General features: G+C 72.0%; 16 protein-coding genes. 9 read left to right on the top strand and 7 right to left on the bottom strand.

Annotated elements, in window-relative coordinates; all coding sequences use genetic code 11:
* Nucleotides 1-44 precede the first annotated feature (44 nt).
* Nucleotides 45-1,661, top strand: a complete 1,617-nt coding sequence (locus ACFZDA_RS40500) for a DHA2 family efflux MFS transporter permease subunit (RefSeq protein WP_391091402.1) — start codon at nt 45-47, stop codon at nt 1,659-1,661.
* Here the strand turns inward: ACFZDA_RS40500 and ACFZDA_RS40495 are convergent.
* The 3 genes from ACFZDA_RS40495 to ACFZDA_RS40485 form a co-directional block, all read right to left on the bottom strand.
* Nucleotides 1,642-2,472, bottom strand: a complete 831-nt coding sequence (locus ACFZDA_RS40495) for an alpha/beta fold hydrolase (protein ID WP_391091400.1) — start codon at nt 2,470-2,472, stop codon at nt 1,642-1,644. The genes ACFZDA_RS40500 and ACFZDA_RS40495 overlap by 20 nt on opposite strands.
* Before the next feature lie 78 nt (nt 2,473-2,550).
* Entirely contained in the window at nt 2,551-4,005 is a 1,455-nt protein-coding gene (locus ACFZDA_RS40490) for a polysaccharide deacetylase family protein (RefSeq protein ID WP_391091399.1), read from the bottom strand.
* A 126-nt stretch (nt 4,006-4,131) separates the two neighbouring features.
* Nucleotides 4,132-8,205 carry a helix-turn-helix domain-containing protein gene (locus ACFZDA_RS40485; protein WP_391091396.1) on the bottom strand — a complete coding sequence of 1,358 codons (4,074 nt, stop codon included), beginning with the start codon at nt 8,203-8,205 and terminating at the stop codon, nt 4,132-4,134.
* A gap of 129 nt (nt 8,206-8,334) precedes the next feature.
* Between ACFZDA_RS40485 and ACFZDA_RS40480 the strand changes: the two genes are divergently transcribed.
* From ACFZDA_RS40480 to ACFZDA_RS40445, 8 genes are all read left to right on the top strand, one after another.
* The gene (locus ACFZDA_RS40480; RefSeq protein ID WP_391091394.1) at nt 8,335-9,456 is read left to right on the top strand and encodes a SpoIIE family protein phosphatase; all 1,122 of its coding nucleotides are present in this window, start codon (nt 8,335-8,337) and stop codon (nt 9,454-9,456) included.
* 142 nt (nt 9,457-9,598) lie between these two features.
* On the top strand, nt 9,599-10,516 hold the full coding sequence (ltnD, locus tag ACFZDA_RS40475; RefSeq protein ID WP_391091392.1) for an L-threonate dehydrogenase: 918 nt from the start codon (nt 9,599-9,601) through the stop codon (nt 10,514-10,516).
* A gap of 1 nt (nt 10,517) precedes the next feature.
* Nucleotides 10,518-11,804, top strand: a complete 1,287-nt coding sequence (otnK, locus tag ACFZDA_RS40470; protein ID WP_391091390.1) for a 3-oxo-tetronate kinase — start codon at nt 10,518-10,520, stop codon at nt 11,802-11,804.
* On the top strand, nt 11,801-12,511 hold the full coding sequence (locus ACFZDA_RS40465) for an aldolase (protein ID WP_391091388.1): 711 nt from the start codon (nt 11,801-11,803) through the stop codon (nt 12,509-12,511). Before otnK ends, ACFZDA_RS40465 begins: the two co-directional genes overlap by 4 nt.
* A gap of 49 nt (nt 12,512-12,560) precedes the next feature.
* Complete coding sequence (locus ACFZDA_RS40460) at nt 12,561-13,868, top strand: MFS transporter (RefSeq protein ID WP_391091386.1); 1,308 nt, start codon at nt 12,561-12,563, stop codon at nt 13,866-13,868.
* Between the two features lie 33 nt (nt 13,869-13,901).
* Entirely contained in the window at nt 13,902-14,693 is a 792-nt protein-coding gene (otnI, locus tag ACFZDA_RS40455) for a 2-oxo-tetronate isomerase (protein WP_391091384.1), read from the top strand.
* 22 nt (nt 14,694-14,715) lie between these two features.
* On the top strand, nt 14,716-15,762 hold the full coding sequence (denD, locus tag ACFZDA_RS40450) for a D-erythronate dehydrogenase (RefSeq protein WP_391091382.1): 1,047 nt from the start codon (nt 14,716-14,718) through the stop codon (nt 15,760-15,762).
* Between the two features lie 10 nt (nt 15,763-15,772).
* On the top strand, nt 15,773-16,519 hold the full coding sequence (locus tag ACFZDA_RS40445; protein WP_391091380.1) for an FCD domain-containing protein: 747 nt from the start codon (nt 15,773-15,775) through the stop codon (nt 16,517-16,519).
* 107 nt (nt 16,520-16,626) lie between these two features.
* Here the strand turns inward: ACFZDA_RS40445 and ACFZDA_RS40440 are convergent, their stop codons facing one another.
* From ACFZDA_RS40440 to ACFZDA_RS40425, 4 genes are all read right to left on the bottom strand, one after another.
* Nucleotides 16,627-17,484 carry a GDSL-type esterase/lipase family protein gene (locus tag ACFZDA_RS40440; protein WP_391091378.1) on the bottom strand — a complete coding sequence of 286 codons (858 nt, stop codon included), beginning with the start codon at nt 17,482-17,484 and terminating at the stop codon, nt 16,627-16,629.
* A 37-nt stretch (nt 17,485-17,521) separates the two neighbouring features.
* Complete coding sequence (locus tag ACFZDA_RS40435; protein ID WP_391091376.1) at nt 17,522-18,595, bottom strand: GDSL-type esterase/lipase family protein; 1,074 nt, start codon at nt 18,593-18,595, stop codon at nt 17,522-17,524.
* Nucleotides 18,596-18,661: 66 nt separating this feature from the next.
* Nucleotides 18,662-19,717: a glycosyl hydrolase 53 family protein gene (locus tag ACFZDA_RS40430; RefSeq protein ID WP_391091374.1), complete on the bottom strand. Its 1,056-nt coding sequence runs from the start codon at nt 19,715-19,717 to the stop codon at nt 18,662-18,664.
* A 10-nt stretch (nt 19,718-19,727) separates the two neighbouring features.
* Nucleotides 19,728-19,841 (bottom strand): hypothetical protein (locus ACFZDA_RS40425; protein ID WP_391091472.1); only part of this gene is annotated, 114 nt, incomplete at its 5' end.

Raw genomic sequence — 19,841 nt, 5'->3', positions numbered from 1 at the left:
TGGCAAGGTCGGCCGGCCTTCCCGCCCCACCCCGAGGACGACACGTGACCTTCTCCGACACCCAAGAACAGGGCGCGGCCGGGGACATGCCCCCGCGGCTCAGTCACCGGCAGATCACCACGGTCATGTCCGGGCTGGTGCTCGGCATGTTCCTGGGGGCGCTGGACCAGACGGTGGTCTCGTCCGCGCTGCGGACCATCGCCGACGACCTGCACGGGCTGACCGCCCAGGCATGGGTGACCACCGCGTATCTCATCACCGCCACCATCGCGACGCCGCTCTACGGCAAGCTCTCCGACATCCACGGCCGCAGGCCCGTCTACCTCGCCGCGATCGCCCTGTTCACCGTCGGCTCGCTGCTGTGCGGATGCGCCACGTCGATCTACGAACTCGCGGCGTTCCGCGCCGTGCAGGGTCTCGGCGGCGGCGGGCTGATGTCGCTGGCGATGACGATCGTCGCCGACATCACCACCCCGCGCGAACGGGGCCGCTACCAGGGCTACTTCATGGCCGTGTTCGGTGGCGCGAGCATCGTCGGGCCGCTGGTGGGCGGCGCGTTCGCGGACCGGGCCGACCTGCTGGGGATCGCCGGCTGGCGCTGGATCTTCCTGATCAACGTGCCGCTCGCCGCGGCGGCCGCCGCGGCGAGCATGCGTGTGCTGCGCTTCCCGCACCGGCGGGTGGGGCACCGGCTCGACTACGCCGGGGCGCTCGCCCTGGCCGTGGGCCTCGTCCCGCTGCTCACCGTCGCCGAGCAGGGCCGCACCTGGGGGTGGGACTCGCCCCGGGCCCTGCTGATGTATGCGATCGGTGTGGCGGGGCTCGCGGTGTTCGTCGTGGTGGAGCGGCGGTCGGGCGATGCCGCGCTGCTGCCGCCGCGCCTGTTCCGTATCCGGACCTTCCGGCTGGGAGTGGGGCTGCACTTCGTCGTCGGCATCGGCATGTTCGGCGCGATGACGACGCTGCCGCTCTATCTCCAGCTGGTGCGGGGCATGAGCCCCATCGAGGCGGGCCTGGCGACGCTGCCCACGGTCGCCGCGAACCTCGCGGTGACGCTGCTGACGGGCCGGATGATCGCCCGGACCGGCCGGTTCAAGGTCCATCTCGTCGCCGGTGCCGGCTCGTTCACCGCCGCGATGCTCGTGTTCGCCACGCTGCGCGTGGACAGCCCGCTGTGGCACCCGGCGCTCGGCATGGCCCTGATGGGCGCGGGACTCGGTGCGTCGATGCAGACGCTGACCACGCTCGCGCAGAGCGAGGTGCCCCGTACGGACATGGGCGCGGCGACGGCGTCCGTGAACTTCTTCCGCTCCACCGGCGGTACGGTCGGCACCGCGGCGTTCCTGTCGATCCTGTTCACAGCGGCGGCCGGCGGCATCGCCGAGCGGCTGGCCGAGGCCCGCCGCGACCCGGTGTACCGCCACCTTCTGGCCCAGCCCGACACCCAGCACGCCCTGACGGGCGTCCTCCGGCCCGGCGGCGGCGTGAACCTGGAGGACTCCGCCTTCCTGCGCACGCTCGACCCGGCCGCGGCACTGCCGTTCCTGGAGGGCTACGTCACCTCGATGCGCCTGGTCTTCCTCACCGGGGCCGCGGTGTCCCTGGCCGCCTTCGCGCTGGCGGCCTGGCGGGTCCCGGACCTCACACTCTCCGACGAGTAGCCTCCGCCGGAGCGCTGCCCCCGGTGGTCGCCGCCGGGGATCGCCGGACGGGAAGCATCGTGGGGATCGGCTCCTTGGTGAGGAAGTCGAGGATGATCCGGTTGACCTCGCGCGGCTTCTCCATGAGCAGCGCGTGCGACGTTCCCGGCACGACGGCGAGTTGGGATCCGGGGATCGCGCGATACAGCGCGATCGTGTGTTCGAGGGTCATCAGGTCGTCGTCCCCGACGAGGACGAGCGTGGGCGCCGTGATACGAGCCAGGTCCTCGGTGCGGATGGTCGGCTCGGTGCGGAACATGGCGGCCAGCTTGCCCACGACGACCGGCCAGTGGGCGGCGCCGTCGGGCGACACGGCTTCGTACGCCTCGCGGAACATGGCCAGCTCCGGTGCGTCGGGCGCTATCCGGTCGAGCATCTTTGGAGCCGCGCCGCTCTGTGGGCCCGGGAGGAAGTTGGCCCCGATGGCCACGACCTTCCGGACCAGGCCGGGGCGGGCGATGGCGACGAGCAGGGCGATGACGCCGCCGTCGCTCCATCCGACGAGATGGGAGGGACCGCCGACGACCTCTTCGATGAAGGCGACGGTGTCATCGGCCATGTCCTGGTAGGAGAGCGGCCCGTCGACGTCGGGTGTGTGGCCGTGCCCACGGCGCTCGGGAAGCAGCACCCGGAAGTTCGCCGCGACATCGGGCCGCTGAGCCTGCCATGTCTCGTTCGTGCAGAGGCCGCCGTGGAGAAGGAGCAGCGGGTCTCCGGTGCCATCGGTCTCGTACCACGTCCTGACGCCGGGGAGTTCCACGTAGTCACCCATCGCTCCGGGCCTTTCCGGGATGCCGCCGTGGACTTCCAGTCTCCGCCGCCGCCCGGACGACCTGCAATGCGAGCACCGTCAGAGGGTGGCGCGCAGATGGCTGACGGTGACGAAGTGGTAGCCGCGGGCGGTCAGGGTGCGCAGGATCTGCGGGACCGCTGCGACCGACGTGGGGTGGATGTCGTGCATCAGGACGACGTCGTTGCGCCGCATCTTGGCGATGACGGTCCGCGCGACCTTGTCGGCGTCGCGGTACTTCCAGTCCTCCGTGTCCACGTCCCACAGCACCGGGGAGAGACGGGTGGCGGCCCGGACCCGGCGGTCGACGGCGCCGTAGGGCGGACGGAAGAGGGTGGGGGCCTTGCCGGTGGCGGCCTCGATGGCGGTGCTCGTGCGGTTGAGCTGGGAGACGACCTGCCCGCGGGCGAGCTTGGTGAGATCGGGGTGGTTCCAGGAGTGGTTGCCGATCTCGTTCCCGGCGCGGGCGGCGGCGCGGACCAGGCCGGGGTGGGCGGCGACGTTCTGGCCGACGGTGAAGAAGGTGGCACGCGCCTTGTACCGCGCCAGGTAGGTCAGCAGGGTCGCGGTCTCCGGTGCTGCCGGTCCGTCGTCGAAGGTCAGCGCGACGCACCGGACCTTCTTGCAGTCGGTGTCGTCGTCACCGGAAGCGGTGTGGGTGGGGAGGGCCTGCGCGGGGACGTGCGTCGCGCCCAGGTCGAGCGACGGGCTGGGGGTCACCGTCTGCCGCTGGGCACGCTTCCCGAACGCGGACAGCCAGGGGGTGACCGCCCCCTTGGAGAGGGTGACCGTGACGGCACCGGCGGCCGGTACGGCCACGTCGCCGCGGTCGAAAGCCACCCGCAGCCCGCCGTCGGCGGTGAACGCCATGTCGTCCAGGGCGGCGGCGCGGGAGGCCGGGTCGGAGAACGTGTCGTCGACGAAGGCGGCGTCCACGCCTTCGCGTCCCTTGAGCCGGTCCTTCAAGGCGCTGAGGAAGGCGTCCCGGGAGCCGTCGGCGACAAGTCCGAGGGCGGTGCGGTACGCGCCCGCCCTGCCGTCGTACCAGTACGTCGTCGCCGACAGCCCGGAGCCGGCGCTGCCGGGGTCCTGGGTGCTGAGCCGGACGCCGAGGACGTCGCCGGAGGCCACCAGGAACTGGTGACTGATGTTGAGCTCGCCGCTGTCCGCGCCGCCCGTGCCGTCCTGGCAGATCGCCGAATCCGAGCGGAAGGCGGCCAGGCGCCGCTCCACGTACTTCTTCATCGCTGCCGTCATCGTCTCGGCACCGGGCACGTCGGGATAGCTCGTCGCGAAGGGACACGACTTGTTCTCGCTGCTGTCGCTGACGATCTCCAGACCCTTGATCTTGGACGGGTCGACGCCGCGGACGGAGGACGGCTCGGGGCTGGAGCCGGGCTGCGCGGAGGCCGGACCCGCGGACCCGGACGGCTCGCCGGGTCCGGACGAGCAGGCCGCCGTGAAGGAGAGGGTGCCGAGCAGCAGAAGGGAGGGAACCAGAGGGTGCATGCGCATGAGTGAGACCAGAACCTGACTGAGGGGATTCGCGTACACCGCCGACGGGACGCCGCGGTCGTTCTGGTCATGGAGCGTGCAGGTCAGAGGCGTTTTTCAGCGACCCGGAACGGCCTGTGAAAAAAGTCAATCCCCACAGACGGGCTCGTACGGCGCGTCGGGGACGTAGGTGCGCCACTGCGCCTCGGTCAGTCCGCCACCGGTACGGGCGCAGATGGTCCGGACGGCCCGGTCCGGGGCGACGGGGAAACGCTGGAGCGGCACGTTCGGGCCGCTGGCGTACACCGTGCCGCCGTCCTCGGCGAAGGCGAGGGACCGGATCTCGTCGCCGGGCGTGGGCAGGTCCGACCCGAGGAGCTGCTGCCCCTCGGTGTCCCACAGCCGCAGGGTCCCGTTCGCGCCGCCCACGGCCAGCGTGCTGCCGTCGGACGAGAAGGCGAGCGCCTCCACCGCCTCCGGCTCGCCCTCGAAGACCGTGTCGGAGGTGCCGGTCAGTGCACCCGCGCGGTGGCGGAGGTCACCGTCCCACAGCGTGACGTGCCCGGTGGTGTCGCCGACGGCGAGCCGGGAGCCGTCGGGGCTGAAGGCCAGCGCCGTGACCTCGCGGCCGTCGGCGAGCGCCCGCCCGGTGACCTTTCCTGACACCGGATCGGCGTATTGATCGTCGGAGCCCACGAGCAGGCCTCCGTCCGGCCGTACGGTCAGGGCCGCCCCGGACGGGCCGGGCACGGCCCGGGACCGCCGGCGCTTCCGGGTGTCCCAGACCTCCGTCACCTGGCTGCCCGCGGCATCGCGGACGGCCAGCAGCGTGCGGCCGCCCGGCCCCAGGGCGAGGGCGGTGGCCGGGCGGTCCGCCGCGCCGGACGTGTCGAGGACCGTCCGCACCCGATGACCGCGCACGTCCCACACGGTGAAGCGCAGCCGCAGTGAGCCGTGCGACGACACGGTGTCGGCGACGGCGAGCGCACGGCCGTCCGGGCTGAACGCCAGCAGCGGGGTCCCCTCGTCGGACGGGGTCGACAGCGGGCCGAGCGTCGCGTGGGCGCGGACCGTGCCGGTGCGCGTGGAACGCAGCTCGAACCGGTAGCCGCCGCCGGACCGGATGACGGTGGCCAGGGCGGCGCCGCCCGGGCTCAGCAGGCTGCCGTCGGCGGGCGTGCTCTGCCACCGCGGGGTGAGACGGTCGGTCAGGTCGAGGGTGTGGACCGTGGCGCCGTCGAGGTAGCGCAGGAGGCGCCGGCTGCCCGCGTCCCAGGTCAGCCCCCTCGTGTCCGCACCGGACAGCGGCCGGTGGAAGACCTGGGTGCCGCCGGTGGCCAGCCGCCAAACGGCGAGCTCGTGGTCGTCCGCCGTGGCCAGGAACTCCCCGTCGGGAGAGAGGCCGGCCTGCGTGAAGCCGGCGTCATCACCACTGGTGAAGTCGTCGAGTGTGCGACCGCCGGCAACGTCCCACACCACGGCCGTCGTGCCGTAGACGGCGGCCAGCCGCTTGCCGTCCTGGCTGAACGTCAGCAGGCGTGAGCCGCCGTCCGCGCCGGTGCCGGTCCCGCACAGGGTCTTGCCGGCCTTCTCCCAGTCCCCTGGCAGTCGCTTCCCGCCGGCCGCGTCCCACAGCTGGAGCGGCCCGTCGGCCGGGCAGAGGGCTAGCAGGCGTCCGCCGGGGCCGACGGCCGCGGAGGAGAGGGGGCGCGCAATGCCGGTGCTGAGCAGGACCTTGCCGTCGCTCGCCCGGTGCAGCCGGACCGTGCCCGGGCCGTCCAGCGGACTGGTGAGATACGCGCTCCCGTCGTCAGCACTGCCCTGCAACGTCACATCGCCCAGATCGGCGGCGGGCCTGCCTCGGGGAAGGCCCCACAGCGTCTCGTCCCCTTCCGGTCCCATGATGTCGAGGAAGCGGGAGTCGGGACCGGTCGCGACCACTTCCGTACCGCTCGGCAGGTGGTGGGTGGCGGTGACCTTGTGGTCGGCCACGTTCCTGACGGGCACCGTGCCGTCGTCGACGCTGAGCAGGGTCCGGCCGCCGTCGGTGAGGAAGCGCCGGACGTCTCTGCCGACCCGGGGGTCGGTGAAGGCGTCGCGTTCCGGCTGCGCCAGCCCACCGAGCAGCGCCGAGCGGGACTCGGTGAGCGGAGCGGTCTTCCACGCGGCGACCCCGAGCAGGGCGGCCGTGCGCGGATCGGTGGAACGGAGACTGCCAGCCACCGTGGCCAGGCGGCGGGCCGTGGCCTTGGCGGCCTCGTCCTCACTCACCCGGTCACGCTGCCAGGCGATCAGCCCGGCGGCCAACGCCAGCACGAGGCCCACGGCCAGCCCGACGACCAGGAACCGCGTCCGCCGCGCGGCCCGGCTCTCAGCCTCCCGCTCGGCGCCCCGGGCGGCGAGCGAGGCGGTGAGGAAGGCCCGCTCCAGGGGGGTGAGGTCGTCGTCGGGGTCGGACGGCCGGGTGGGGGCGCTGTCGAGGCTGAGGCGCTGGGCGGGAGCGTCATCCGGCCCGACCCGCCGGGTGAGGCCGACGTCCGGCTGAACCGGGCAGTCGGGGACGTCGTCCGGCTGAACCGGACGGGTGGGGCCGCTGTCAGGCCCGGCCGGCCGAGTGGGACCCTCGTCGGGCCCGGCCGGCCGAGTTCGGCCGCCGCCCCGCCGAACCGACCAGGTGAGCCCACCGCCGCGCCCAACCACCCCGGTGAGGCCCCCGCCCCGCCGAAGCCGGCGAGGGAGGCCGGCGGTCATCCGAACCGGCCTGGCAGGACCGTCACCCGGCCGAACCCACCCCATGGAGCCTTCGTCCGACTGCCGTGCGAACAGTTCCTCGGCCCGGGCCAGCCGGGTCCCCCGGTACAGCGCACCCGGGTCGCGTTCCAGCTCCTCCCAGCCGCGAGCCGCCTCGCCGAGCCGGCGTTGCGTGCGGAGGCGATCGCGGCCCTCCTCGATCCAGCCGGCCAGGCGTGGCCACCCGGTGATCAGCGCCTCGTGTGCCAGCTCCACCGTGTCGCCGTCCAGGGTGACCAGACGGGCGCCGGCGAGGCGCTCCAGCACCTCCCGCGCGCCGCCGCCGAGTTCGGCCCGGGAGGCCGGGCGGCGGGTGTCGGCCGTGCCGTCACCCGGCGCGATCAGCCGCAGCAGAATCCGCCGGGCGACACGCCCCTGCTCCGCCGACAGCCCGCCGTACACCTCCTCGGCGGTGGCGGCGATCGCGCCGCGTACGCCGCCTGCCTCCTCGTACGCCGCCAAGGTCAGCATCCGGCCGCGACGGCGGCGCCAGGTCTCCAGCAGGGCGTGCGAGAGCATGGGCAGCGCGCCCGGCCGGTCGACGACCTCGTCGACGATCCGGGCGGTGAGAGCACGTTCCACGGTCAGGCCGGCGGTGGCGGCCGGGCCGGTGATCACCTCGCGCAGCTCGTCCCGGCCCAGCGGCCCGACCAGCATGCCGGCCCGGCAGACGGCCTCGGCCAGCTCACGGTGGTCGGCGCAGTGACCGTAGAAGTCACCGCGGACCGCGACCACCACGCGCAGCCGGCTCTCCGGCCGCGTGGCCGCCAGCAGCAGACCGAGGAAACGGTCGCGTTCCGCGCGGTCGCGGCACAGGGTGAACAGCTCCTCGAACTGATCGACGATCACCCAGGTCTCCGCCTCGCCGTCGCGCGCGACGAGCGCCCGCTCGTGCGTGTGCGCCGGCCGCTCCCCCGGCGTGAGCACCCGGATCACCGCCGGCCGCTCCGCCCCGGCCGCCTGCCGCAGCCGCGGAATCAGCCCCGCCCGCAGCAACGACGACTTGCCGCTGCCGGACGCCCCGAACACCGCCGCGAACCGGTGCTCGCGCACCAGTTCCCTCAGAGCGGTGACGAGCTCCTCCCGACCGAAGAACAGATCGCTGTGGTCCGGCTCGAAGCGGGCCAGCCCCCGGTACGGCGGCCGCTCGTCCGGCGCGGGCGCACGGACCTCGGCGTCCGTCTCCCGCCAGCGTCGTTCCCACTCGTCCGGGTCGCCGTCCAGCGCCTCGGCGTAGGCCCGCACCACCGCCAGGGTCGGCAACTGCTCGCCGGCCGCCGCCTGGGACACCGCGGTGATCGAGTAGCCGGCCCGCTGGGCGATCTCCCGGTACGGGGGCTTCCCGGCCTTCTCCCGCAGCACACGCAGATCGTGCGCAAGCCGCTGTACGGGACCGGCGTCGGGGTCGACCGGCTTCTCGCGTCGCCCCACCGGGACACCTCTCAAACACGCAGCTCGATGAACAGGCGTTCAAGCTATGTTTTCGCCCGATCTCGCGCAATCTCCGCGTGAGGCCTGCATAACGTACGGGAGAGACCACGATCTGCCCGGGGAGTTCCCATGATCGACACCCGCCGGAGAAGACCGTCGGACGCCCTTGAGGCGATCGAGCCTCCGAGCAACGTCGAACTGGCCGTCGGCGTGATCTCGGTGACGGCCCTGGTGGAGATCCTGGGCACGCTGTCCGGGTCGGCGGTGTGGCTCCTCGGTCTCCTGGTCTTCCTCCCGGGTACGGCATCGGCGCTGTGCACGGCCGCGCAGACGAGGTTCGTCGCCGCCTGGACCACGGTCATCGTCACGCTCACCGTGCTGCTGCGCGGCAGCGAGGTGGGCCGCTCGCTCGACCGCGCCCTGCTGGTCGTGCTCACCCTCGCGCTGGGAGCGACCTCCGTCTACGCCTGCCAGCGCCGTATCAGGCGCGAGCACGAGATGCTCCGCCTGCGCTCCACCGCCGCCGCCATGCAGCGGCACATCCTGCACCCCCTGCCCCTGGTCACCGACGACGTCCTGGTCAACGGCGTCTACGAGCCCGTGCAGGAGGACCGGCTGGTCGGCGGTGACATCTACGAGGTCGTCGCCTCGCCCTTCGGGACACGGGTGCTGATCGGTGATGTGCAGGGCAAGGGGCTGGCCGCCGTCGGGGCCGCGTTCGCCGTGATCGGCGCCTTCCGTGAGGCGGCCCACCGGGAACCCACGCTCACCGCGCTCGTCGACACCCTGGACGCCGCGGTCGTCCGGCACAACTCCTACGCCGAACAGAGCGGCGACGACGAACGGTTCGTCACCGCACTCGTCCTGTCCGTCGACGCCCACACCGAGGCGCAGATCGTCAACTGCGGGCACATCCCGCCCCGCCTGATGCACGACGGCGTCGTCGCGGCACCGCCGCTGGAATCCGGTGTGCCGCTCGGTCTCGCCGAGCTGTCCCGCGAACCGACGACCGTGGGCTGGTTCGACTTCCCGGCCGGTTCGACCCTGTTGCTGACCACGGACGGCCTCACCGAGACCCGTGCCACGGACGGCACGTTCTACCCGGTCGACGAACGCCTGGCGGAACACCTCGCCCTCTCCCCCACCGAACTGCCCCGGGCCCTGTACGAGGACGCCCGCGCCTTCGCCGGCGGGGTCGACCAGCACGACGACGTCGCCGTCCTGACCGTCCGCCGCTCGCCCTACCGCTGACCGGCACTCCGGCTGCCCCTTCGTCCCCTGTGAGCGACATCACAGCAAGCAAATCATTGCCCTCAGGTCATCATATGACCTGATCTCCCCGGGGAGAGTCGGAGCCGACCCCTCCGGACGACACGGCAAGACGAGGATGGGCATGGACGACGAGAACAAGCCCGCACGAGTGCGTGTGGGTGTGGTGGGACTGGGAGCCATGGGCCTGGGGATGGCCCGCAGTCTGCGGAACGCGGGCTACGACGTGGGGGTCCACGACCTGCGGCCGGAGGTTGCCGCGGCCTTCGCCCGCGACGGCGGTACGGCGTTCGCCTCCTGTGGCGGGCTGGCAGCCGCGGTGGACGTCCTGGTCGGCGTGGTCGTCAACGCCGAGCAGGTCGAGTCCGTGCTGTTCGGTGCCGACGGGGCGGCCGGCCGGCTCCGCCCGGGCTCCGTCTTCGTCATGTGCTCCACGGTCGACCCGGGCTGGTCCGCGCGGCTCGAAGACCGCTTGGCCGAGTCGGGTGTGCTCTACCTGGACGCCCCCATCTCCGGGGGCGCCGCCCGTGCGGCGGCCGGCGAGCTCACGATGATGACGTCCGGCTCCGCCGCGGCGTACTCCCTCGCCGACCCGGTGCTGGAGGCCATGAGCAGCACCGTCTACCGCCTGGGCGACCGCGCCGGACTCGGCTCGAAGGTCAAGATCGTCAACCAGCTCCTCGCGGGCGTGCACATCGCCGCCGCGGCCGAGGCGATGGCCCTCGGCATCAGGTCCGGCGTTCCCGCCGAGGCGCTCTACGAGGTCATCACGCACAGCGCCGGCACCTCCTGGATGTTCGAGAACCGCATGGCCCATGTGCTCGCCGGCGATTACACGCCCCTGTCCGCCGTCGACATCTTCGTCAAGGACCTGGGGCTCGTGCTGGACTCCGCCCGCCCGGAGCGGTTCCCGCTCCCCCTCGCCGCCACCGCCCACCAGATGTTCCTCCAGGCGTCGGCGTCCGGGCTGGGGGCCGAGGACGACAGCGCGGTGATCAAGATCTTCCCGGGGATCGACCTGCCCGAGCCGGTGGAGGCGTGACATGGGAATCCGCCTGGGATGCATCGCCGACGACTTCACCGGCGCCACCGACCTGGCCAACAACCTGGTGCGCGCGGGCATGCGCGTCGTCCAGCTGATCGACGTGCCGCCGGCCGGCGCCGGACAGGCTTTGGACGCCGACGCCGACGCCGTGGTCATCGCCCTGAAGTCGCGGACGGTTCCGGCCGCCGACGCCGTCGCGGCCTCGCTCCGGGCACTCGCCTGGCTGCGGTCGCTCGGCGCCGAGCAGGTGTACTTCAAGTACTGCTCCACCTTCGACTCGACACCGGCCGGCAACATCGGGCCGGTCACCGAGGCGCTGATGGACGCGCTGGGCACCGACTTCACGGTCGCGACGCCCGCGTTCCCCGACAACGGGCGCACGGTCTTCAAGGGTCATCTGTTCGTCGGTGACGTGCTGCTCAGCGAGAGCGGTATGCGCCACCATCCGCTCACCCCGATGACCGACTCCAACCTGGTCTCCGTCCTCGGCGCGCAGACCACGCGGGCCGTCGGCCTCATCGACCACACGGTCGTCGCGGGCGGCGCCGAGGCGATCCGGGCCCGTATCGACGCCCTGCGCGAGGACGGTGCCGGGATCGCCGTCGCCGACGCCGTCTCCAACGACGACCTCCTGCGCCTGGGCGCGGCGGTCCGGGGGCTTCCGCTGGTGACCGCCGGTTCGGGTCTGGCGATCGGCCTGCCCGCGAACTGGGGGTTCGAGCCGTCGCCTGCCGCCGCGCGGCTGCCGCCTCCCGGCGGGCACCGGGCCATCGTCTCGGGATCGGTCTCCGTCGCCACCAACGGCCAGGTCGACCGGTACCTGCGCGGCGGCCGGCCCGCGTTCCGCGTGGATCCGCTGCGCGTGGCGGCCGGTGAGGACGTGGCGGGGCAGGCCCTGGCCTTCGCCGCGTCACATCTGGACGACGGGCCGGTCCTGGTCTACTCCACCGAGCCGGCCGACGCGGTCCGCTCCGTGCAGGGCCGGCTCGGTGCCGCCGAGGCCGGTGACCTCGTGGAGCGGACGCTGGCCCGCGTCGCACAGGGGCTGGTGGAACAGGGTGTCCGCCGGCTCGTCGTCGCGGGCGGTGAGACCTCGGGGGCGGTCGTCCAGGCGCTCGGTGTCACCGGGCTCCGGATCGGACCGCAGATCGACCCCGGTGTCCCGTGGTGCGCGGCCACCCTGCCCGACGGGGACACGCTCCACATCGCGCTCAAGTCCGGCAACTTCGGCGGCCCCGACTTCTTCACCTCCGCCTTCGCCGTGCTGGACGAGGGGGCCGCATGACCGAGCAGCCGGGCACCACCGCCGGGACCGGCCACGACGAGGCCGTCGACAAGGCTGTCGACGCGGCGCGCGACGAGATCGTCCGCGTGGGCACCAGCCTGTTCGCCCGGGGCTACGTCCACGCCGGCGCCGGCAACATCAGCGCCAAGGCCGGCGAGCACCACCTGATCACCCCCACCGACGCCGCCCTCGGGTTCCTCGATCCCGGCCGCCTGGCCGTGGTCGACGCCCGGGGTGAGCAGATCGCGGGTGACCGCGCCAGCAAGACCCTGACCCTGCACCGGCGCATCTGCTCCGCCGACCCCACGGCCCGGTTCGTCATCCACACCCACTCCACGCACCTGGTCGCGCTCACCCTGGCCGGCGTGTGGAGCGAGGACGACGTGCTGCCGCCCCTCACGCCGTACTACGTGATGAAGGTCGGGCACGTCCCGCTCATCCCCTACCACCGGCCCGGCGACCCGCGCGTGGCCGACCTGGTGACCGCCCGCATCGCCGCACACGCGGCGAGCCGTACGCCCCTGCGGGCCGTGCTGCTCGACCGGCTGGGCCCCGTCGTCTGGGGACCCGACGCGGCCACCGCCCTCGCCGTCCTCGAAGAACTCGAGGAGACGGCACGTCTCTGGCTCCTGACCGACCGTCGCCCCGAGCCGCTCCCGTCCCACGCCCTCGACGAACTGAGGTCCGCCTTCAACGCCGCGTGGTGACCGCTCCCCGCCCGTCAGAGAATTCCCCGAGCCGCACGAGGGATCACCCATGTCCATGCCCATAACGGCGTCGGCATCCGCCGACGCCGCCCGTGAGAACGCCGTCTTCCGCAAGGTCGTGCGGCGTATCGTCCCCTTCCTGGTCCTGTGCTACGTCGTCTCCTACCTGGACCGGGTCAACGTCGGATTCGCCAAGCTCCAGATGTCCGACGACCTCGGCTTCAGCGAGGCCGCGTACGGCCTCGGCGCCGGACTGTTCTTCATCGGCTACTTTCTGTTCGAGGTGCCGTCGAACCTGATGCTCCAGCGCGTCGGCGCCCGCACCTGGATCGCCCGGATCATGATCAGCTGGGGCCTGGTCTCGGGGGCGTTCATGTTCGTCCACAACGAGGCGATGTTCTACGTCCTCAGGTTCCTCCTCGGAGCCGCGGAGGCGGGGTTCTACCCTGGGGTGATCCTGTACTGCACGTACTGGTTCCCCTCCCACCGCCGGGCCCGGGTGATCGCGCTCTTCATGTCCGCCATCCCGGTGGCCGGCATCTTCGGCAACCCGCTCTCCGGCTGGATCATGGACCGGTTCCAGGGCGTGAACGGCTGGGAGGGCTGGCAGTGGATGTTCCTGCTGGAGGCGATCCCGGCGCTCCTCATCGGTGTGGCCACGCTGTTCTACCTGGACAACAGCGTGCGCGCCGCGAAGTGGCTCACCGACGAGGAGAAGGCCGTCGTCGAGCGGGCGATCGCCGAGGACGCGGCGCACCAGACCGTGCACGGCCGGGTGTGGGACGCCTTCCGTGAGCCCAAGGTGTGGCTGATGTGCCTCATCTACTTCTGCTTCGTGATGGGCCAGTACGCCCTGGCGTTCTGGCTGCCCACGTTCATCGAGTCCACCGGTATCGAGGGCAACCTCGCGATCGGCCTGCTCAGCGCGGTGCCGTTCCTGGCCGCGCTCGTCACGATGAACCTGCTCGGGCGGTCGGCGGACAAGCGCCGTGAGCGCCGCTGGCATCTGGTGGTGCCCAGTCTCATGGGCGCGGCCGGCTTCTCGCTGGCGGCGGGCTGGGCCGGGTCGACCGCGCTGTCCCTGGCCGCGCTGTCCATCGCCGCGGCGGGCGTGCTGACCTGCGCGCCGCTGTTCTGGTCCCTGCCCACCGCGTTCCTCGGCGGCACCGCCGCCGCGGTCGGCCTCGCAGCGATCAACTCGGTCGGCAACCTCGCCGGCTTCGTCAGTCCCTACATGATCGGCGCGCTGAAGGACGCCACCGGCTCGACGTCACTCCCGATGTACGTCCTGGCCTTCAGCCTCGTCGTCGGCGCCGCCGCGGTGCTCACCACCGACAAGCACGTCGTCAACCGCTGACCGGGCTTTCCCGGTCCCCACACAGGAGCCAGCATGCCGAGGTTCGCAGCGAACCTGTCGATGATGTACACCGAGCACGATTTCCCCGACCGTTTCGCCGCGGCCTCGGCGGACGGCTTCACCGCCGTCGAATACCTCTTCCCCTACGCCTACGACGCCACGGAGCTGCGCCGCAGGCTCGACGACCACGGCCTCAGGCAGGTGCTGTTCAACGCCCCTCCCGGAGCGTGGGAGTCCGGAGAACGCGGGATCGCGGCGCTGCCCGGCCGTGAGGCGGAACTCCGCTCCGGGATCGCCCGGGCCCTGGAGTACGCCGCCGCACTGGACTGCCCGCGGCTGCACGTGATGGCCGGGCTCGTCCCGTCCGACGCCACGCCGAAGGAACGGGCCGAGCACCGCGACACCTACCTGGCCAACCTCGGCTGGGCCTCCGAGCGAGCCGCCGCGCTGGGCGTCGACATCCTGATCGAGCCGATCAACGGCCGCGACATGCCGGGCTACTTCCTGTCCCGGCAGGCGGAGGCGCACGCGGTCGTGCGGGAGGTGGGCGCCCCGAACCTCAAGGTGCAACTCGACCTCTACCACTGCCAGATCGTCGAAGGCGACCTCACCACCACCCTGCGTCGCGACCTGCCGACCGGCCGGGTCGGTCATCTGCAGATCGCGGGCGTGCCCGACCGCCACGAGCCCGACCGGGGCGAGCTCGACGTGCACCACCTGTTCCGGGTCGTCGACGACCTGGGCTTCGACGGGTGGATCGGCTGCGAGTACATCCCTCTGGCCGGCACGAGCGAAGGCCTCGGCTGGCTGGACGGCTACCGTTGAACGACTACCGAGGAGACACCGCATGAGGATCGTCATCACGGGCGGCTTCGGCTTCCTTGGACGACAGGTCACCGGCGCCCTGCTCAGGACACGCACCTTCCGCGGTGCGCCGGTCGGCCGGCTGGTGCTCGCCGACCGGATCGTGCCGCCCGGGGCTCCGGAGACGGCCGACCCGCTCGTGGAGACGGTGCGGGGTGACCTGGCCGCGTGCCTCGACGAGGTGTTCGCGGAGCCGGTGGACGTGCTGATCCACCTCGCCGCCGCCGTCTCGGCCGAGTGCGAGGCCGACTTCGACCTGGGCATGAGCGCCAACCTGGACACCACCCGCGCGCTCCTCGAAGCCGCCCGGGCGCAGTCGGCAGCCGGCGGACCCGTCCCGCGCCTGGTGTTCGCCAGCAGTGTGGCGGTCTACGGCTCCGACCCGGCGCTGCCGCTCCCCGCGGTGGTCAGCGAGTCGACGCTGCCCACGCCCCGGTCGAGCTACGGCATCCAGAAACTCGTCTGCGAGCAGCTCGTCGCGGACTACACCCGCCGGGGCTTCCTCGACGGACGCGTGGCCCGCCTGATGACCGTGTCGGTGCGGCCCGGCAAGCCGAACGCGGCCGCCTCCGGCTTCCTGTCCGGCATCATCCGCGAGCCGCTCGCGGGCCTGCCCGCCCGCTGCCCCGTGCGTCCCGGCCTGCGGGTGGTCCTGGCATCGCCCCGGCGCACGGTCGAGGGGATCCTCCGCATCGCGCAGGCCGAGCGCGGTACCGGGAGAGGCCGGTTCGAGGGCGGACTGCCGGTCAACCTTCCGGGGCTCGCGGTCTCGGTCGCCGAGATGCTGGCCACGCTGCGGCAGCTGGCCGGCGACGCCGTCGCCGACCTGGTGACGATCGCGCCCGAGCCTGAGGTCGAGGCCATCGTGGGTTCGTGGCCTTCCGCCTTCGACACCACGCGGGCCGCGGCGCTCGGGCTCCGGCCCGATCCGGACTTCGCGGCGGTGGTGCGGGACTACGTCGCCGACCACCGTGACGCGGTCCTGGTCGACGGGCCGCTCACGGCGGGGCAGCCGGGTGAGGGTCTATAGACTGAAAACCATGTTTTCCAAGGTGCCCGGGCCGGTCCGGCTCGCCGATCAGGTCGCCGCGACGCTCTCCGAGGAGATCGAGTCGGGGCGGCTCGCCGAGGGTGACCGACTGCCGACCGAGGTGGAGCTGGTCAAGCAGCTGGGCGTCAGCCGCACCGTGGTGCGCGAGGCCCTGTCGAGGCTCCGTAACGCGGGTCTGATCGAACCGCGGCAGGGCATCGGCGTGTTCGTCCTGCCGCGGCGCACCCGCCCGCTCGACCTCGACGCCGCCGACACCAAGGCGAAGGTGCTGCAGATCGTGGAGGTACGCCGGGCCATGGAGGGCGAGGCGGCCGGCCTCGCCGCCACCCGGGCCACACCGCACGACCTCGCGCGGATGCGCCAGGCACTGGACACGATCGACTCGGCGGTCGCGGCCGGCGGCGACGGCGTGGACGAGGACCTCGCCTTCCACCGGTCCATCGCCGAGTCGACCGGCAACGCCGTGATGGTCTCGACGGTGCGGTACCTGGGCGACGTCTCGCGCGGAGGCATCCGTGTCACGCGCGCGAACGAGGCCCGCCGGAACGACTTCATCGAAGCGGTCCGGGACGAGCACCACGCCATCCTCGCCGCCATCGAGGCAGGCGACCCCGAAGCGGCGCGCGCCGCCGCACGCCGCCATATGCAACACGCCGCCGGCCGGCTCCAGGACGCCGACGACAGCTTCTGGACGGAGACGGAAGACCTGGCCGTGGATCTCGGCACGGCTCCCTGACGGCGAGCGGGCCGACGTCAAGGGCCGGCCCGGGCTACTCCGACAGTGCGGCTCCTGCACCTCCGGCCAGAGTCTGGCAGTGGCAGCCAAACCGGCCGCCCCGGGCGCTACCTGAGATACGCGGCGAGCGGGAGGTTCTGCCGTCGCACGTCACCGGCGACGAGCCCGGCGATCTGCTGCGCTCCGTAGGTTTCGAAGTGCGTGTGGTCGTCGCAGAAGAAGGCGCCCACGGGGCCCGATCCGTAGTCGCCGTTGTGCGGGCAGAAGCGCAGGCTGTTGTAGCGCGAGACGCTGAGTGTCTGCAGGTCGACGACCGGCGCCCCGGTCGCGGATCCGGCGGCGAAGGTCTGGGAGACGAAGCCGCGGTTCTTGGTCGCCGTGCCGCCGGAGCAGGTGATGGCGGCCACGGGCGTGAGCAGCACCGGGTGCGCGCCCCGGGCCAGGGCGGCCTTCGCCATCATGGTCATCAGCTGCTGGTAGCGGGCCGGGCCGACGTGCCGGGGGCAGGTCGAGGAGGAGTCGTTGATGCCGAACTGGATGAAGAGATAGTCGCCGGCCTTCATCCCTGTGCTCGCGTTCAGCATCGCCTGCCAGCGTGACGAGTACGTACCGGACGTGAGACGGCACTCGCCGTCGGAGCCCTTGGTGCTGCTCACGTTCCCCTCGTACAGCCAGGTCTGGATGCTGCGGCCTCCCACCGCTTGGTTCCTGACCGTCACGTCGGTGGTGAACAGGGCGTCGAACTGGCTGCCCCAGCCGACCGGGCAGCGGGCGGCGCCCGGGTTGGCCATGGTGGAGTCACCGGCCAGCCACACGGTGACCGGCGCGGCCGCCGCTCGTACCGCCGGGGCGTTGGAGGCACCGGTGCAGTTCGCCGCGACGCCGCTGGCCGACGCGGGGCCGGCGCCGAGGCTGGACAAGGCGATCACCAGTGCGGTCGTGAGGAGTTTCCGAAGGTTCTTCATCAGGTCCTTCCCAGGGACGGGCGCCGCCGCGCCTCGGTCAGCGCAGATACGCGGCCAGGGGCAGGCGCTGCTCCCGGATGCTCTGGAGCACCAGCCCGCCGATCTGCGTCGCGCCGTACTGCGAGAAGTGGGTGTTGTCCGTGACGCCGTCGACGGAGGAGCGCAGGAAGAGCTGGGCCGAGGCGGACGGGCCGAGGGACTCCACCAGCGTCCTGCTCTTGGCGGTCAGATCGATCACCGGCACCTTCTGTGCCGTGCCGACCGCGCGCGTCTGGGCGGGCAGGTCGACGCCGACGCCGTTGACGTGCAGCGCCGTCGCCGTGAGCCGGTTGCCGTCGAACAGCCGGCGGACCGGCGGGGTCACCAGGACCGGGACTCCGCCCTTCGCACGGACCTGCGTGATCATGGAGGTCAGGTTGCTGCGGAAGGCGGACGCGCTGGTCTGCTTGTCGTTGTGGCCGAACTGGATGAACACCGCGTCGTTCGCCCGGACCTTCGACAGCAGGGCCCGAAAGAGCGCCGAGTTGGAAAGGAAACTGCTCGAACTCTCCCCCGAGTCGGCGTAGTTGGCGATGACCGCGCCGGGCCCCACCGCCGGCGTGATCATCTGGCCCCAGCCGGTGTAGGGGGCGGCCGGCTGGTCGCACACCGTCGAGTCACCGGCCAGGTAGGCGACCAGCGGCTGGGACGCCGGTTTCACGGAGACGGCCGACACCTGCGGGTCGGTCCCCGCGAACCGGATGTCCAGACCGGGGTTCCCGGTTCCGCCCTGGCCGGTCGGCTGACCCTCCGGCTGCCGCACGTTGACCGTGAACGAGTACGTGGCGACGGCACCGGCCGCCGTCCTCGTCGCCGGAAGCATCAGGCGCCGGGCCTCCACCCACATCTCGGTCTGCCCGGCGGAAGCGGCGCCGCCGACGGAGACCGTCACGTCGTAGTTGCCGGGTGCGACCGCGTAGTGACACTTGATCGGCGAAGTTCCGGAGCAACCGGCCGGCAGCGCCCGCGTGGCGGCGTCGGCATGCGCCGCACCGGCTCCGACCAGTGTCGCGAGGGTCAGGAGGCCCGCTGCACCCAGCCTGACCCCGCGCCCTTGAACAGTGACTGTCATGCCCATTTCAATCCACTTCCCATCGTCGACCGGAGGGGATGCCCTGGCTGGGGCCACGTCCTTGACTCAGGCCTGGGTGAAGCCGTTCATGATGACGGTGGGACGCTGCGTGGCGGAGTCCCAGGCGCCCATGGTGTAGCCGGTGAACGGGGACATGCACTCCGGCTCCCAGTAGAAGATGCCCTGCCCCCCGTTGGCCTTCAGCGCCTTGATGTAGGCGACCAGCGAGGCCTGGGTCGAGGAAGCCCGGTCCACCCGGCCGCCGAACTCGCTCTGGAGGAACGGCTTGCCGTAGGCGTCGGAGATCCTCTTCATGTTCGCCACGATCCCGGGGGCGAGGTCGGCGCTGCCGTACGAGGAGAACACCGACATGTCCCACTTGCCGCCGTTCGCTGCGTAGCGGCTGAAGAACGTCGTCATCACGTCGTACTTCTGCGGCTGGGCCAGGTGGATGCACACGATCGAGTTCGGGGACACGGCCTTGACCTGGGTGTACGCCGCGTTGAGCAGCCCGGTCAGCTGCGCCGGGTTGGAGACACTGCCGACGGGGCGGCAGATTCCGCTGTTGATCTCGTTGCCGATCTGGACCCAGGTGGGGAGCACGTCGTTGTTCCTCATGACCGTCATGGTCTGGTTCACGTAGGTGCTCATCGCGGTCCGCATCTGGCTGTAGCTCATGTTCCGCCAGGCGGCGGGCGGGTTCTGCACGCCGACGGAGTTCCAGGTGTCGCCGAACATGTAGTCGAGCATGATCGACATTCCGGCGGCCTTGACCCGCTTGGCGAAGGCGGCCACCTCGTTGATACCGCAGTGCCCGTCGGTGGGGCTGCTGGAAGGGTTGACGAACGTGCGCAACCGCACCGCGCTGATGCCGTACCCCTTGAGAATGGTCAGGAGGTCCTGCTTCTGACCGCTCGCGTTCTTCCAGGAGAAGCCGCGCGCCTCCATCTGCGGCACCCAGCTGATGTCGACGCCCTTGACGAAACCCGCGGCGGCGTTGGCCGGCGTCTCCAGTTCGGCGAACGCGGCGGCGGTGGCGATCGCCCCGGCGGTGGCGGTGGTGGCCTTGAGCAGGGTCCTGCGGCTGATACGCCCGCAACCGGCTGCCTCGATGGGATGCATGATCTCTCCTTCAGGGCGTGTAGACGGTAGGACGGGGAGCGGTCGGCATGGCGTTGCCGATGAAGAAGCTCGGGTGCGGGGGCTGGTTGTAGGCGGTGTTCTGCCAGGCCAGGGCCGTGCGGTA

Source organism: Streptomyces sp. NPDC007991, from assembly GCF_042958445.1.
In the GTDB taxonomy this organism is placed as follows: Bacteria; Actinomycetota; Actinomycetes; order Streptomycetales; family Streptomycetaceae; genus Streptomyces.
The sequence above is the reverse complement of the archived record's forward strand: the minus strand, read 5'-3'. Positions and strand labels throughout refer to the sequence as shown.

Bases quoted from the DNA above. Each gene is read 5' to 3' on its own strand.
- ACFZDA_RS40495 (WP_391091400.1), bottom strand. From the start codon at position 2,472: ATGGGTGACTACGTGGAACTCCCCGGCGTCAGGACGTGGTACGAGACC.
- ACFZDA_RS40490 (WP_391091399.1), bottom strand. From the start codon at position 4,005: ATGCGCATGCACCCTCTGGTTCCCTCCCTTCTGCTGCTCGGCACCCTC.
- ACFZDA_RS40480 (WP_391091394.1), top strand. From the start codon at position 8,335: ATGATCGACACCCGCCGGAGAAGACCGTCGGACGCCCTTGAGGCGATC.
- ltnD (WP_391091392.1), top strand. From the start codon at position 9,599: ATGGACGACGAGAACAAGCCCGCACGAGTGCGTGTGGGTGTGGTGGGA.
- otnK (WP_391091390.1), top strand. From the start codon at position 10,518: ATGGGAATCCGCCTGGGATGCATCGCCGACGACTTCACCGGCGCCACC.
- ACFZDA_RS40465 (WP_391091388.1), top strand. From the start codon at position 11,801: ATGACCGAGCAGCCGGGCACCACCGCCGGGACCGGCCACGACGAGGCC.
- ACFZDA_RS40460 (WP_391091386.1), top strand. From the start codon at position 12,561: ATGTCCATGCCCATAACGGCGTCGGCATCCGCCGACGCCGCCCGTGAG.
- otnI (WP_391091384.1), top strand. From the start codon at position 13,902: ATGCCGAGGTTCGCAGCGAACCTGTCGATGATGTACACCGAGCACGAT.
- denD (WP_391091382.1), top strand. From the start codon at position 14,716: ATGAGGATCGTCATCACGGGCGGCTTCGGCTTCCTTGGACGACAGGTC.
- ACFZDA_RS40445 (WP_391091380.1), top strand. From the start codon at position 15,773: ATGTTTTCCAAGGTGCCCGGGCCGGTCCGGCTCGCCGATCAGGTCGCC.
- ACFZDA_RS40440 (WP_391091378.1), bottom strand. From the start codon at position 17,484: ATGAAGAACCTTCGGAAACTCCTCACGACCGCACTGGTGATCGCCTTG.
- ACFZDA_RS40435 (WP_391091376.1), bottom strand. From the start codon at position 18,595: ATGACAGTCACTGTTCAAGGGCGCGGGGTCAGGCTGGGTGCAGCGGGC.
- ACFZDA_RS40430 (WP_391091374.1), bottom strand. From the start codon at position 19,717: ATGCATCCCATCGAGGCAGCCGGTTGCGGGCGTATCAGCCGCAGGACC.